The sequence below is a fragment of the Streptomyces sp. NPDC059452 genome (assembly GCF_042750035.1).
Lineage (GTDB): Bacteria > Actinomycetota > Actinomycetes > Streptomycetales > Streptomycetaceae > Streptomyces.
The window spans coordinates 1-14,099 of record NZ_JBHYVE010000039.1 but is presented as its reverse complement, the minus strand read 5'-3'; the positions used below and the strand labels follow the sequence as shown (position 1 = coordinate 14,099).

At 72.1% G+C, this 14,099-nt stretch carries 9 protein-coding genes, 1 tRNA gene and 1 pseudogene; 4 read left to right on the top strand and 7 right to left on the bottom strand.

Annotation, left to right across the window (positions count from 1 at the left end; translation table 11 throughout):
* The first annotated feature begins 54 nt into the window (after nucleotides 1-54).
* Nucleotides 55-363: a DUF3040 domain-containing protein gene (locus tag ACFW9Z_RS32900; protein ID WP_384646644.1), complete on the top strand. Its 309-nt coding sequence runs from the start codon at nucleotides 55-57 to the stop codon at nucleotides 361-363.
* Between the two features lie 191 nt (nucleotides 364-554).
* Here the strand turns inward: ACFW9Z_RS32900 and ACFW9Z_RS32895 are convergent, their stop codons facing one another.
* The 3 genes from ACFW9Z_RS32895 to ACFW9Z_RS32885 all read right to left on the bottom strand — a co-directional run bounded on the left by ACFW9Z_RS32895 (nucleotide 555) and on the right by ACFW9Z_RS32885 (nucleotide 3,860).
* Complete coding sequence (locus tag ACFW9Z_RS32895) at nucleotides 555-2,561, bottom strand: DUF2264 domain-containing protein (RefSeq protein ID WP_384646642.1); 2,007 nt, start codon at nucleotides 2,559-2,561, stop codon at nucleotides 555-557.
* A gap of 13 nt (nucleotides 2,562-2,574) precedes the next feature.
* Entirely contained in the window at nucleotides 2,575-2,988 is a 414-nt protein-coding gene (locus tag ACFW9Z_RS32890) for a hypothetical protein (protein ID WP_384646719.1), read from the bottom strand.
* A gap of 392 nt (nucleotides 2,989-3,380) precedes the next feature.
* Complete coding sequence (locus tag ACFW9Z_RS32885) at nucleotides 3,381-3,860, bottom strand: DUF309 domain-containing protein (protein WP_384646640.1); 480 nt, start codon at nucleotides 3,858-3,860, stop codon at nucleotides 3,381-3,383.
* A gap of 111 nt (nucleotides 3,861-3,971) precedes the next feature.
* Here ACFW9Z_RS32885 and ACFW9Z_RS32880 point away from each other — a divergent pair, with 111 nt between their 5' ends.
* Nucleotides 3,972-6,626 (top strand): ATP-binding protein, encoded by a 2,655-nt coding sequence (locus ACFW9Z_RS32880; RefSeq protein WP_384646637.1) that lies wholly within the window; start codon nucleotides 3,972-3,974, stop codon nucleotides 6,624-6,626.
* Between the two features lie 50 nt (nucleotides 6,627-6,676).
* Nucleotides 6,677-6,750 (top strand) — tRNA-Pro (locus tag ACFW9Z_RS32875).
* Between the two features lie 394 nt (nucleotides 6,751-7,144).
* Here ACFW9Z_RS32875 and ACFW9Z_RS32870 read toward each other — a convergent pair.
* Together ACFW9Z_RS32870 and ACFW9Z_RS32865 are read right to left on the bottom strand one after the other, a co-directional pair.
* Complete coding sequence (locus tag ACFW9Z_RS32870) at nucleotides 7,145-8,758, bottom strand: flavin monoamine oxidase family protein (protein WP_384646635.1); 1,614 nt, start codon at nucleotides 8,756-8,758, stop codon at nucleotides 7,145-7,147.
* A gap of 422 nt (nucleotides 8,759-9,180) precedes the next feature.
* A complete protein-coding gene (locus ACFW9Z_RS32865; protein ID WP_384646633.1) occupies nucleotides 9,181-10,749 on the bottom strand; it encodes an amidase in 1,569 nt (522 codons plus the stop codon).
* Between the two features lie 87 nt (nucleotides 10,750-10,836).
* Here ACFW9Z_RS32865 and ACFW9Z_RS32860 point away from each other — a divergent pair, with 87 nt between their 5' ends.
* Complete coding sequence (locus tag ACFW9Z_RS32860) at nucleotides 10,837-11,970, top strand: PucR family transcriptional regulator (RefSeq protein ID WP_384646630.1); 1,134 nt, start codon at nucleotides 10,837-10,839, stop codon at nucleotides 11,968-11,970.
* 445 nt (nucleotides 11,971-12,415) lie between these two features.
* Here the strand turns inward: ACFW9Z_RS32860 and ACFW9Z_RS32855 are convergent.
* Both ACFW9Z_RS32855 and ACFW9Z_RS32850 read right to left on the bottom strand, forming a co-directional pair.
* A pseudogene (locus ACFW9Z_RS32855) lies at nucleotides 12,416-12,577 on the bottom strand (transposase); the annotation flags it as partial.
* Nucleotides 12,578-12,632: 55 nt separating this feature from the next.
* Entirely contained in the window at nucleotides 12,633-13,376 is a 744-nt protein-coding gene (locus ACFW9Z_RS32850; RefSeq protein ID WP_384646628.1) for a helix-turn-helix domain-containing protein, read from the bottom strand.
* Nucleotides 13,377-14,099: the final 723 nt, after the last annotated feature.

The window sequence follows — 14,099 nt, the reverse complement described above, 5'->3', positions numbered from 1 at the left end:
CACGGGGCCGGCGCTGGTGGGACCGAGAGGTCTCCGTACCGGGAGGGAGACACCATGCCCACGTACGACGAACAGCTTCGCGCCCTTGAGGAGCAGCTGCATCGCGACGATCCCGGTTTCGCGGCGGCGATGGCCGACGGCACCCCGCGCAGCCCCCGTGAGTACCGCCGACGCAACGCCTGGCTCTGGATGACCTTCGGGCTCACCGCCCTGGGCATGGGGATCGCCATCGGCCACGGCCTCCTGATCGCCACGGGACTGGTGGTGGCGGGAGCCGCCGCCCACCTCTTCGGCCCGCAACGCGGCCGACCGCGCGGCAAGGACCTCCCGAACCACGGCAAGGGCAACCCCGACACCACCTGACCTGCGGCGCCCGCACCGCCGCACCCCGGCCCTCCCACGGGCCGACGGCCTCCGCACGGGCCGACCGAGGCCCCGACCGCCGAACCGGTCGGGGCCTTCGCGTGCTCGGGGGAGGGCTTCTGCGGGCGGTCCGGGCCCGCCGAGGGTCCTCCCTGTTCCGGGGCGCTTCCGCGGTTCGGCCTGAGGCCCGGCTACGCGTGGTCCACCGCGACCGACCCCCGGCCGAAGGTGATCCGCGTCCTCGTACCGTCCTCCGCCCAGCGGACCCCGACCGTGTCACCGTTCGGACCGGGCCGTACGTCCACCTCGTCCACGACGGACTCCGACGACCCGGCCTCCGGAGCGGCGGTGAACCCCGGAGCGGCGGCGAGCGCAGAGTCGGCGTCGAGCGCAGAGTCGGAGGTGAGCTCCGGGGCGGCCGTGAGTTCCGGATCGGCCGTGAGCGAGGCCAGGGCCACCAGGACCACCGTCCCCGCCGTGTCGGCGGCCAGCCGGGGGAGCACCGCCCAGCGCGTGAACGCCGTGCCCTGCGGAGCCCGTACCTCCTCGCGCGTCTCCCAGCCGTGGAGCCCGTACAGCTCGGAGCGCACCGGACCCCCGGGCTCCGCCGCCCAGCCGGTCAGCTCGGCCCGCGCCCCGTCCGGCGCGCCCAGCACCCGGTGCACCCGCAGCTCGTAGCGGCCGCGCGCCACCGTCACGCTCTCCACCCGGAGCCCGGGGGCGGTGGAGGGGCCCGCCGGGAACACGGGCACGTGCCAGGACCCGGCCCAGCCCCAGCCGTCGCCGTGCCCGGTCCCGAGCGGATGGATACGGCGCCGGGTGCTGCGTACCCCGCCGACCGTCACCGACAGGTGGTTGTCCGCCGGGTTCGCCGCCGAGGTCGGACCGGTCACGGTGGAGTAGGCGAGCCGCGCGTAGTGCGGGTCGGTGTCGGCCGCCGACTCGCCCTCGTCCGGCCGGACATGGTCGCTGCCGTGGTTGTGCAGCCGTACGATCCCGTCCGCGCGCGTCGACTGCACCAGGAAGCCGGGGGCCGGTACGGACAGCACTCGGTCGGGGCCCTCGCTCGGCGCCGCCTCCTCCACCGACGCCCACAGGGGGTGTCCGGCGGGGGCCAGCAGCGCGACGAACGCCTTCGATGCCCAATAGGGTGACGCGGGACCTGAATAGGACTGGAGTGTCGCGGTGTGAGGCCCGTGCCAGCCGAGGCTCAGCAGTCCGTCGGTGCCGCTCGCGCCCCGCTCCAGGAAGTACCGCAGCGACCCGTTGACCAGCCGCCGCGAGACCCCGGGGGCGAGTGGTGTGTGGCCGGAGACCGCCCCCAGGGCGACGCCCGCGCTCGCGGCGAAGCGGTAGGTGAGCGAGCGCCCGAAGTGCAGCGGGGCCCCGTCGCCGCCGAACATCAGCGAGAAGCTTTCCAGGTGCTCACGCAGCCGCGCCCCGTGGCGCGCGGACTCCCCTTCGTCGCCTGCGAGATGGGCGTCCAGCACCGGATACAGGTGCAGCGCCCAGCCGTTGTAGTGGTCGAAGGCGCGCCCGTCCCCGTCGGCGTACCAGCCGTCGCCCCGGTACCAGCCCTCCAGCAGCTCCAGCGCCCGCTCGCGCGCCCGGGCCGTCTCCGCGTCGCCGCGCCCCACCGACTCCAGGAACCCGGCGACCGTGTACGGGAAGAGGTACCAGTTGTTGCCCGCCGGAAGGTGGCGCAGCGCACCCCGCAGCCACTGCTCGGCCCGGTCCTGGACCCCGGGCTCCAGCCGGTCCCAGAGCCAGGGCCGGGTGAGCCGCAGCCCGAGCGCGACGGAGGCGGACTCCACCATGGGCTGGCCCTGCACATGGTGGTCCAGGATGAGGGGCCAGGACTCCGCGTCGTCCCGCCCGGGCGTACGGGTCCCGGATGCGAGCCCCCGGGCGTAACGATCCAGCCAATTGTGCGGGTCCTTCCCCTCGGCCCCGGCCACCCGGAAGGCGGCGGCCAGGAAGGTCCGCGCGTACCCCTCCAGCCCGTCGGAGCGCACACCGGAGTGCGAAGGGGGCCCGGGCAGGTCGAGCAGCGCCCCGCCGGGGGTGGCCCACCGCCGGGCGGCATGCAGCAGCCCGTCGGCGGCGGCCTCCCAGTGGGCCCTGGTGTACCCGGTGCGAGGGCTCGACGCCCGGTCCTCCGGCGGGAGTCGGAAAGCGGGGGCGGGGAAGGTCGTCATACGTCTCCGATCCTCAGGGAAGCAGCAGCCAGTCCGCGCCCACGGCGGCCACCAGCCCGGCCCCGAGCAGCCAGCTGCCGAGCCGGGTGCGGCCGTTCCTGCTGAGCTCGATCACCAGGCCGCACAGGATGAGCGCGAGCCCGTACACACCGACGACCAGCACCGAGGACCGGCTCGCGATACGCAGGGCCAGGACCACGCCCATCGCGACCATGCCCACGGAGGAGAGGACGATACGCAGCCGCCGCGCCTGACGGGGCGTGAGCCTCTTCCCGAGGCCGGGGGCCTCGGGGTCGGACACGTCCCCGGAACTTTCCGCGTCCCCCGGGCTCCCTGGGCTCGCCGCGCCCGCCGCGCCCGCCGCGCTCTGCGGGGCCTCCACGTCCCTCAGGCTCTCCGCGCCCTCCACGCCCTCCGGGCTCGCCACGCTCCCCGGGCTCGCCACGCCCGCCGGGATCTCCACGGCCTCCGCGCTCTCCGCGCCCCTCGGGCGCTCTGCGGCCTCCACGGCCCCCGGGCTCTCCACGCTCCTCGGGCTCGCCACGGCCCCCGGGTCCTCCACGCTCCCCGGGCCCTCCACGCCCCCCGCGCTTTCCGCGCCATCCGCGTCCGGCGTTCCGTGCTCGTTCGTTCCCCCGGCGGGCTCGCCGTCGGCGGCCTCGGCTATCGGGGTGTCGGTGCCCCGGGCCCGGCCCTTGCGCTGGTCCCGGTCCTGGTCCTGGTCAGAAGTGCTCATGGAGCCGGATCGTAATGGCTGCGCGGCGGCCCGGTTCGCGGACCGGGTGTTCCGCCACCGCTCCCGACCGTAGGAGGTCCCCGCTACCCCAGCAGCCGGGGCGCTTCGGCCGCCGCGTCCACCATCGGTCCCGACTCCACCCGGACGGCCAACTCCCGCGCCCAGCCGACCAGTCCGCCGACCGCGATGCCGTGCGGCCGGGCCGCCGCGTACGGGGTGAGGGCGCCCGCGCCCCGGCGCAGCAGCCGTGCCCCGCCCGCCGTGTTGCCGCGCGCGGAGTGGGTCAGCCCCACCGCCACCTGCGCGAGCCCCCGCCACAGCTCGCGCTCGCTCTGCGGTCCCGACTTCCAGGCGTCCTCGAACACCTCGTGGGCGTGGAACGGCATCCCCGCGTCCAGCAGACGCTGCGCCTCCCGCAGCGTCTCGGGCGGTGTGCGGAGGACGCCCTCCGGCTGCCGCTCGACCCCGGGCGTCCCGTACGGCAGCGGGCGCCCCAGGCCGTCCCGGGGGCGCGCGTTGCGCGCCCGGCCCTCGGTGTCACGGTCCCTGCGCGTCTCGTTCACTACTCGATTGTGCCTCGTACCTGCAAGGAATGGGCCGAACCCTGTCGGTGAGCACCCGCGCACGGCTAGGCTCGGCCGACGTCACTGCATGCCATTTGGGGAAGGGTGGGCATGAAGCCGTCCCGGCCGTTGTACGAGCGTGAACCGGAACTCGCCGCTGCCGCAAAGGCGGTGGACGATCTGTGCGGAGCGCAGGCCGTCGGCGGGCTCCTGGTCTTCAGCGGGGAGGCGGGGCTCGGCAAGACCGCCCTGCTCGCCGAGATCCGGGCGATGGCCGCCGACCGCTGCACCATCTGGTCCGCCCGTGGCGGCGAGACCGTGACCTCCGTACCGTTCCACGTCGTACGGCAGTTGCTGCAGCCCGCCCTCGACCGGTTCCCGCCCGACGAGACCCGGGCTCTGTTCGGCGACTGGTACGACACCACCGCGCCCGCGCTCGGACTGGCCGAGCCCAGCGGCCCGCAGCCCGACCCGCAGGGTGTCCGGGACGGCCTCGACTACGTCGTCGCCCGGCTCGCCTCCCGCCTCAGCCACCGGCCGTTACTGCTTCTGGTGGACGACGCCCACTGGGCGGACGGCGAATCCCTGTCCTGGCTGGCCTCGTTCACCGCCCGCCTCGGTGAACTGCCGCTCCTCGTCGTCCAGGCGTACCGGCCGCAGGAGATGGCCGAGCGCAACGCGAGCTATGTCGCCGACCGCGAGGCCGAACGCGGCTCGGACGGCGACAGCACGGTCACCCGGGTCGCCCTGCGGGCGCTGACCCCGGACGCCACCGCCGAACTGGCCCGCGCGGCCCTGGGCGAGCACGCCGACGACCCGTTCTGCCGCGAGGTGTGGGCCGTCACCGGGGGCAACCCGTACGAGGCCGTCGAGCTGGTCGCCAAGGTCCAGGACCAGGAGCTGGCCCCGGTCGAGGAATCGGCCGGGCAGCTGCGGGAGCTGGGCGCCTCCGCCCGGGGCAGCGGGCTCGTCGCCCGGCTGGAGCGGCTCGGCACCAACGCCAACCGGTTCGCCTGGGCCGCCGCCGTGCTCGGCACCGACATCTCCCAGGAGCTGGCCGCCACCCTCGCCGGGATGAGCTCGGCGGAGGCCGCCGACTGCACGGCCCGGCTGCGCGACGCCCGTATCGTCAGCGGCTTCGACCCGCTGGAGTTCGTCCACCCGCTGATCGCCACCGCCGTCTACCGCTCCATCCCGCCCGCCACCCGCACCGCGATGCACGGCCGCGCCGCCTGGGCCATCACCCGGGCCGGTCTCGGTGCCGCGGCCGCCTCCCGGCACCTGCTGGAGGTCCACCCGGACGACGACCAGGAGCTGGTCGCCCAGCTCCGCGAGGCCGCGGGCCAGCACCTCGCCGTCGGCGCCCCCGAAGCGGCCCGGCGCTGCCTGGAGCGGGCCCTGGAGGAGCCGCCGCGCCCGAAGGACCGGGCCGTCCTGCTGTACGAGCTCGGCTGCGCCACCCTGCTCAGCTCGCCGCCCACCACCGTGCAGCACCTGCGGGCGGCCCTGGACATGCCGGGGCTCGACGACGGCCTGCGGGTCGACGCCACGTTCCGGCTCGCCGCCGCGCTCGCCCACAACAACCAGCTCAAGGACGCGGCGCTCTCCCTGGCCGCCGAGGCGGCCCGTACGGCACCGGGACCCGGCCTCATGCGGTTGCAGGCGGCGCACTTCATGTGGGAGGGCATGCAGGTCACCGAGGACGACGGCCCGGCCCGCTCCCGGCGCCTCACCCGCAACGCCGACCACCTCAAGGGCCGCGACAACGCGGAGCGGGCCCTGCTCACCCTGCGGGCCTTCGACGCCATGCTGCGCGGCGAGAACGCCCAGGTCATCGTCGACCTGTGCGAGCGCGCCCTGATCGACGGCAGCCCCGCACGCGGCCTCGGCTGGACCGACTCCGAGTGGGGCTTCGAGCTGCCCACCATGGTCGGCATCACCTACGCCTTCACCGACCAGCTGGACCGGGCCGAGAGCCTCTTCGGCGAAGCCGTGCGCGCCTTCGAGATCTCCGGCTGGAGCGGGGCCCACCTGGCGTTCGCCCACACCCTGCTCGGCATGGTCCACCGCCGTCGCGGCCGTCTCGCGGAGGCCGAGGGCTTCCTGCGCGAAGGGCTCCGCCTCGCCGACCGTGTCGGTTCCGGCCTGCCCGTCCACTGGGACGCGGCCTGCCTGCTCATCGACACCCTGCTGGCCCGGGGCCGCATCGCCGAGGCCCGCGTCATCGCCGACCGTTACGCCTTCGGCCCGCCCTACCCCAGCGCCATGGTCCTGCCGGACGGCCCCTGCATCCGGGGCCGCCTGCTGCTCGCCGAAGGCCGTAAGGAGGAGGCGATCGCCGAACTCGAAGCGGCGGGCGCCGGCCTGGAGGCACGCGAACGGTTCAACGGCATCTGGGCACCCTGGGCCGGAGACCTCGCCCGGGCACTGGCCGACGACGACCCGGGCCGCGCGGCACATCTCGCGGCCCGCGCCCGGGTGCACGCCGAACGGTTCGGCACGGACACCGCGATCGGCGAAGCCCTGCGCTGTGTCTCCCTCTTCGCCCCGCCCGAGGAGGCGGAGCAACTGCTCGCCGACGCGGTGCGCCACCTGGAGAGGTCGTCCTCCGCCTACGAGCACGCGCTCGCCCGCGTCGACTACGGGATCGCCACCGGCTCGCACCGGGAGCTCGCCCGGGCCCAGAAGCAGGCCATGGCCTGCGGAGCCGAGGGCCTGGCAGCCCGCGCCCAGCAGGCACGGACGTCGATCCGGTCCTCGGAGTGAGGTAATGTTTGTCCTGCGACGCCGCCCCGGGCAACCGGGCGGAAGAGCATCGGGACGTGGCGCAGCTTGGTAGCGCACTTGACTGGGGGTCAAGGGGTCGCAGGTTCAAATCCTGTCGTCCCGACTGGAGACAGTCGCAGATCAGGGCCGGTTTCGGAGCAATCCGAAACCGGCCCTTGATCATTTCCGGGGACCGGTTGGGGACCAGATGAGGTCCGGCGCTTTTGACCGAGGCCGGCGGGTCATGACGATCGGATCGTGTGGGCCCGCAGGATCGTTCGGGAGCAGATGGATGCCGCCGGCGTTGTCGGAGACGCCGACGGCGGTGACCAATGCCGCGAGTCCGTCATCCCGCAGTGGGACACCGGTACACCGTCGACCGGAGCGGGATGTCTTTCGGCAGCCGACGCCAGGCGCACCCGGTGCCGTACTCCACAGATGATCGCGTCCACGATCCGCCCACGCGCGGCGGCGCCGTTGCCTCTCGCGGTCCGCTGGAACGGCGACGCCGCACCGGCCTATCGGGCCAGCGCCCTGGTGTGGATCTCCGTGACGACCTTGCGGGCGGAGGTGAACGCTCCGTGCTGCCAGGCGATGGTGTTGCTGAGCCAGTCACCGGCGAAATAGACGTTCCCGGTCGGCCGGTTCAGGGTCTGGTACTCGGTCCCCGTCTGTGAGGACCATCCTGCCCAGCCGCCCTCGATGAACGGGGTGCGATGCCACGCCACACTGAAGGAGGAGGCCAGCTCGGTGCGGTACTTCTTGCCATGAATCTTCACCCCCTGGCTGACCGCCCTGCGCTCACGGTCGGCGTGTGACAGCCTGCCGTAGGCGGCAGCGGGTTCCAGGGCGTTGTAGTAGCCGATGATGACACCGCGGTTGCCGTGATAGCCGTACGACGGGTACCAGATGGTGCACAGGTCGTTGTCGGTCGGTGTGACGCCGCCGTAGATGCGCTCATCCGTCTCCCACCACCGGCTCCGGTACTCCAGGCCGATCTTGCCGGCCTCCCATGGCTGGGGTGACAGGAGCGCGGCCGTGACGTCCGGGCCGAGGTTGTGCCGGACGCGGGCCATCACCATCGGCGGGATGGCCGCGACCACGAAATCGGCGTGCTCCGTGACGGACCTCCCCTGTGCGTTCACCCAGGTGACCGAGGCGCCGTCCGAGCGGTTGGTCACGGCGGTCGCACGGGCTCCGTACTCGATGCGGCCCCTGCCGATCGCTTTGGCCAGCGCCTTGGGAATGGCATCCATGCCGCCCACCGGCTGGAACATCATCGTGGCCTGCTGGTAGTCGAACTCGAAGGAGAAGCGGAGTCCCAGTCCGCTCGCGATGACATCGGAGAGGGAGGGAGGCGGGGCGAGAACCGTACCGGCCTCCAAAGCGGCTCCGGGCTCGACCGAGTAGCCGCGCCGGCTGCTGCCGGTATACGCCCAGTTGTCGTCCCGGCCCTTGATATCACCGAAGTCCTTGAGGAATTCGAGCAGCCGCTCCTTGTCGGTCGCGGTCAGCGTCTGGTCCAGCGCGCCCTGGTCGGTGGCCTTGGCGAGAAGTTCGGACACATAGCCGTACACGTCGGCCTTCGCGGTCCGCCAGCGTACCGGCTTCCCGGCGAGTGCCGCGCTGTTCTCGTGGTAGATGTACGCGTTGGCGTTCTGATTCGCGAACGCCTCCAGCGGGACGCCCAGTTCACGGCAGTACTCCAGCGTCACGTGCGACTGAGGTATTCGGGCCGGTCCGGCTTCCATGTAGTGGCCGGGAGCGAAATTCGCCGTCTGGGTGTGGCCGTCGAGGTCGGTCTCCGTCGTTCCGCCGCGGACCGTCCAGTTACGGCCGCCCGGACGGTTCTTCGCTTCCAGGACGCGGCAGTTGTATCCGGCCTTGCCCAGTTCGTACGCCGCGGCGAGGCCGGCGATGCCGGCACCGAGGATGATGACCTTCCTGCCGTTCCGCATACCGACCGAGGTGAAGTCGCCCTGCCTCGGCGAACGGAATTCACTCGCGTGTGCCTGAGGAGCCGGTGCGAATCCGAGTGCCCCCATGGCCGAATACAGCACACCGGCGCCCCCCGATATCCCCACCGATCTCAGGAAATCGCGTCGAGAAGTTTGTGCCACCATTTTCTCCATTCCCCCAGGGCCCGGAATACCTCGTCCGGTGCTGCTTCTCGGTGACGTTCTGGCCGTGTGGGGGGAGGCGTGACAGTGGCCGTGCACCCGGAGAGGCTCCGTGGGCTTTGTGTCGTGAACGTGTTTACCGTGCTCATCGCCCCGGACAGGGCCGCGGCATGTGCCGAGGCCGTGCCGGCCGGGCGATGGTGTGACGAGCGCACCGATCCGTCATGAGGACACACAACGGATGGTCCGGCCGTCGTATCGCGTCGCGAGGCGACGCGACGCCTGAGGGTACGGTCCGGCGCCGGAGGGCGGTGGGCGCAGTTCATGCGCCTTCACCCCGGCCTCCCGCCCGCGCGGCCCGTCTCCGCTGCGGGCGGCGCGCCGGCCGTACCTGTACGCCTCCCCGGCCTGGATCCGGCCGCGGGAGAACGGTCTCAGCGGCTGACCGCCGCGATCGTGCGGTAGTACGGGGCCCAGGGCCGTATGCGCTCGATGGCCGCCGCGGCCGAGAGGACGTCGGCGTCCGCGAAGCGCCGGCCTGCGATCTGCAGGCCGACGGGCAGACCGTCGTCCGTGAGCCCCGCCGGCACCGAGATGGCCGGATGTCCCGTGAAGTTGAACACCTGGGTCAGACACCAGCCCAGGATGGGATCCACGTCCTCGCCGTCGACGTTGTCCGGGCCGACGGTCCATCCGTCGTCCGCGTTGTTGCAGCCGGCGATGGCCAGTGTGGGACTGATGACGAGGTCGTAGCGGTCGAAGAGGTCGGCGAAGGCGTCGTAGATCACCGTTCGTACGACCTGGTCACGGCGTCCGTCCATCAGAGTGCGTCCGTCGGTGCGCTCGATCATCGCGCGCAGGGCCCACGGGAAGTCCTCCCACGGTTTGTCGCGCAGGTCGACGCCCTCGGCGGCGAACGCCTCGACGACGGTCGAGGCGATGGCGCCCGCGTTGCGCACCCACAGGTCGGTGGCCTCACGGTGCGAGACCGGGAGCACGAACCGCGGCCTGTCCACGTGAACGCCGGCCTCCGCCAGGGCCGCCACCGCGTCGTCGACCACCGCGCGCACACCGGCCTCGACCGGGAACCCGCCCAGGGTGGGCAGGTAGGCCACGCGCAGAGCACCCGGATCGCTGCGCGTGGCCGCCAGGAAGTCCGTGCCGTCGTGGGGGACGCTGGTCGGGTCGCGAGGGTCGTCGCCGACCATGCACGACAGCAGCAGTGCACAGTCCTCGACCGAACGTGCCAAGGGGCCGTTGCTCATGTACGGGGTCTGGCACAGGAACGCGTCAGGACGCACCGCGTCCGCGACCCGGCCGAAGCTCGGCTTGAACCCGACCACGCCGCACAGAGCGGCCGGGATCCGCACCGACCCGCCACCGTCCGAGCCCTGCGACAGCGCACACAGCCCATCGGCCAGCGCGGCGGCGGAACCGCCCGACGAACCACCGGAGTTCATTCCCAGGGCGAACGGCGTACTGGTCGGCCCGAACAGCTTGTTGTCGCAGAGCCCCTTGTGCCCGAACTCGGGCGTGTTGGTCTTCCCCAGCACGATCGCCCCGACGTCCTCGAGCGCGGCGACATGCCGGGCGGTCTGCTCCGGCACGTAATCCCGGAAGGCCGTGACCCCGAACGTGTTGGGCATACCGGCCTTGTAGTCGAACAGATCCTTGATGGCGATCGGCACCCCGTGCAGGGGGCCGGCGAGGCGCCCGCGCATGAGCTGCCGCTCCGATTCGGCCGCTGCCGCGAGCGCCTGGTCTGCCGCCACGTGAACGTAGGCGTTGAGCGCGGGATTGCGCTGCTCGATACGGGAGAGGAACGCCGCGGTCAATTCGCGTGGCGAGATGTCACGTCGGCGGATCCGGCTCGCGAGTTCGGTCGCCGGGGTCAGACATAACTCGGTGATCTCGGACAAGGAAGCCCGCGGCTTGTTTTCGGTGCTGCTCATGACCCAACTGTGGTGGCTCGATGCGTGCGATGCCATGTGCAGGGTGCGCAAGCCTCGACGTAAAGCTGCGCACCCTGAGAAGCTTCATCTGTGACTGATGAGGCCGAATTGCTGTGTGTTGCCAGGGATCAACTCCTTGTGTCCAGAGATGAGTTGGCGGAGAGGGTCATCGACGGGATCAGGCGATTGGGCGTCGGCCGGGAACTGATCGACGAGCCAGGGCTCGCGGACACGGTGGTGGCCGAGACCCGTGCGGTGATCCACCAGTTGATCAACGCGCTGACCGACGACGCGGAGCCGCTGCGCCCCCCGGAGACACGCCACATAGCCCGGCTGGCGGCGCGCAACGGCACACCGGAGCGCGAGGTGCTGGACGCCTATCGCGTGGGCCATCGCTTCCTGGAGGAGGCGCTGATCGACGCGGTACCGGACTCCGCGGACACGTACGCGGCCCTTGGCGCGGTGCGGCTCGGTACCAGGCGCCTGTTCGCCGAGATCGAGCACCTCTGCGAGCTGGTGGTCGTCGAGTACCGGGAGGAGTCGGAGGCGATCATGCGCGCCCGGGGCCCGCGTCAGCTCCGCGCGGTCCGGGCGGTGCTGAGCGGGGAGCGTCCCGCGAGTCTGGATTTCTACAACGTGCGCGGCGACCATGTCGCGCTGGCCGCGTCGGGTCCGGAGTCCGAGCGGGTCGTACGGGCGCTGGTGCGCTCGGTCAAGGCACCGCACTGCGTGGTCCGGCCGGATGAGGAGCTCAGCTGGATATGGATCGCCGTCCCCCAGGCGGACGTGGTCATCGCCGCGGCGGAGGCAGCCGCCGAGAGCGGTTGCTGGGTCGGCGTGGGAGAGCCGGCCCGGGGGCCCAAGGGCTTCTGCGATTCACACGCGGAGGCACGCATGGCCCTCCGGGTCGCCGCGTACCAGAAGCGGCCCGTGCTGCGGTTCTCCGCCTCGGCACCCGAGGCCATAGCGCTGGCCGACATCGAGGCGTCGCAGACCCTGATCCGGCGGCAGCTCGGAGATCTGTCACAGCCGACCCGCCAGGCGGCGACCGCCCGCAAGACGCTCAGCATCTACCTCGGCTGCGGGTCGAACGCCAGGGAGACCGCGCGGCGTCTGCACGTCAGCAGCCGGGCCGTCGCCTACCGGCTCCAGCACGCCGGTGACCTCCTTCCGCCGGGCACGGACGCGGGATCGCTGGAGACCGCCCTCGCGCTGCGCTTGCTGGAGACCCTGGGAACCGCTGACCCGGACGGCCGGGATCAGCGGCCCTGAGACCGGCGGACCGTTGCCGGTCCTCCCCGGGGACGCGGAGGCCGGGACGCGACGGGGCGCCGTTGCGGCGCCGCCCGTGCGCGACTCCGGCGGGCAGGTTGGAGATCCAGTACGTGACCGGCTCGTTCCCTCCCTCGGGCCACTGGGCGATCAGCCACCGCAGTGCGATGACACCGTCCGGGGCGGGTTTCGGGCGGCGGCAGGCGAGGCGGACCTGCAGGAACACGGAGAGGGCGGACATGGCGGCTTTCGATCCCCTGTGCCAGGTGACCGCGAGTGCCTTGTCGCGGCCTGCGGTCAGGGCGTGTTCGCGCAGGCTGACCGGGCGGGGGCGGTAGCGGGGCGGCGGACGCGGCCAAGCCCGCCGTAAGACGGCCGACCAGGCACGGCCGACTTGGTCTGGGCGGTCATCTCGCCCTTGACCTGCGGTGCGTAGGCCGGCCACAGCCAGTTCGCCGAGCATGTCCAGCGCGAGCTGCCACTTCGGGTGGTGATGCTCACCTTCGGGGATCCGGCAGCGGGCCCGCCGACCGGCGGCTTCCGGCTGGTCCCAGCCGCCGGGCAGGAGCAGCCGCCAGGACAGAGGGCAGGACGCGCTGTCGGACGCCGCGTGGACACCTGACCCCTAACCGTGTCCACTTACCCGGAGACGTGACAAGACCCTACGGGCGCACCGTCGGCCTGCTGATGGTCAGGGGCAGCAGTCGAAGCGCGAGCCCGAGTTCGAGGGAGGAGATCCGGGTGTCCGGCGGCAGGAGTGCACGTGCCGCCTGGAGCCTGTTGGCGACCGTTCGCTCCGTGAGCCCGAGTTTGAAGGCCGCGGACCGGGCGTTCTGTCCGGACGCGAGGTAGACCTCAAGCGTCTTCCGGAGCGACTTGTGCCGGGCGCTTCCGCCCACCAGCTGGCCGAGGCGGCGGTGGACCAGGGCGCGGGTGGCATCGACATCCGCGAGGCCGATGGCCTCCGGTTCGATGTCGGCGAAACGCGCGCTCCTGCGTCCCGTCCAGTCGCACACCCGGAAGGCGGACTGGGCCTCCCGGTGGGACCGCCGGAACCCCGCGACATCCTTGCCCGGCTCCCCGGCACCCAGACAGCCGCGCTGCGTCCGTTCCGTCACGGCCTCATGGACGTCCGTCGGGCCGACGGAACCGCTGAACCACGCCCATACGATGTTGCGGTCGGTGAACATGGAGATCGCGTTGTTCTTGCACTGGTGCGCGAAGGCCGCCAGACTCGTCGCCGTCGGGCCCTGGGCCACGACGGCGACATGTTCCGCGCTCAGGTCGTAGGAGGGCAGTTCGGGTGCGGGCTCCGCCTCGTCGAGAACCGACCGTACCGCTTGCAGCCGCAGCGCGTTCTCGTCGCTTCCGATCATCTCCATCTCGTCCATGTACTCAGTGGTCACGAGGCCGATGAGAGATTCCGTTTGGCGCAGTAACTGAAGACAACAGAACTGCAGGACGCTCAATGCGCAGGAGGGGCCTATTCCCGATTCCCGTGCTGCCTGGAAGAAGCAGTCCTGGACCACGCCGTGCGCTATCCGGTAACTCGATATGACATCCTCCAGCGGCGTACCGTGCAACGCCGCGAGACGGGCGAGATGCCGGGCCCCGTGCGACTGTATGGGGACTCTCTGCCGGTTCCCGAGCCCTCGCAGGAACTGTGCGACGAGCATCTCGGTCTCCTGCCGGACCACCCTCGTCAGCGCTGGATCGGTCGCGAGCGGACTCGTGGGTATTCCGTCGCGCCAGATCGCTGTGAGTGTTTTTTCGACGAGGACGGACTGATGGTCCAGAAGCCATTCCGTGAAGATGCGGATACTGCTGTCGGATGCCGTCATATCGATCGCGTCCCTCGGTGCTCAGAGTAACCAGGCCTGTGTCGCGGAGGTGTCCGCCGGCTGCGGGCGGACGGGGGCGGGGCTGAAGGGGTGGCGAGGCGCCGGGGGGCGAGCGCGGCCGTGCGGGACGGCTCGCCGGGCAGGGAGTCCGGGCGAGTCCGGATGCGGACGTCCGGTGGGCATCAGCCCGTGGGGCGGGGGGAACCGCTTGTGAGGCTCTTCCCCGGGCGGGGTGCGAGACGGCGGGCCTAGGGGGTGTCGGACAATCCCGCGTGGGCGGGATTGTCC

Bases quoted from the DNA above. Each gene is read 5' to 3' on its own strand.
- ACFW9Z_RS32900 (WP_384646644.1), top strand. From the start codon at position 55: ATGCCCACGTACGACGAACAGCTTCGCGCCCTTGAGGAGCAGCTGCAT.
- ACFW9Z_RS32870 (WP_384646635.1), bottom strand. From the start codon at position 8,758: ATGGAGAAAATGGTGGCACAAACTTCTCGACGCGATTTCCTGAGATCG.
- ACFW9Z_RS32880 (WP_384646637.1), top strand. From the start codon at position 3,972: ATGAAGCCGTCCCGGCCGTTGTACGAGCGTGAACCGGAACTCGCCGCT.
- ACFW9Z_RS32895 (WP_384646642.1), bottom strand. From the start codon at position 2,561: ATGACGACCTTCCCCGCCCCCGCTTTCCGACTCCCGCCGGAGGACCGG.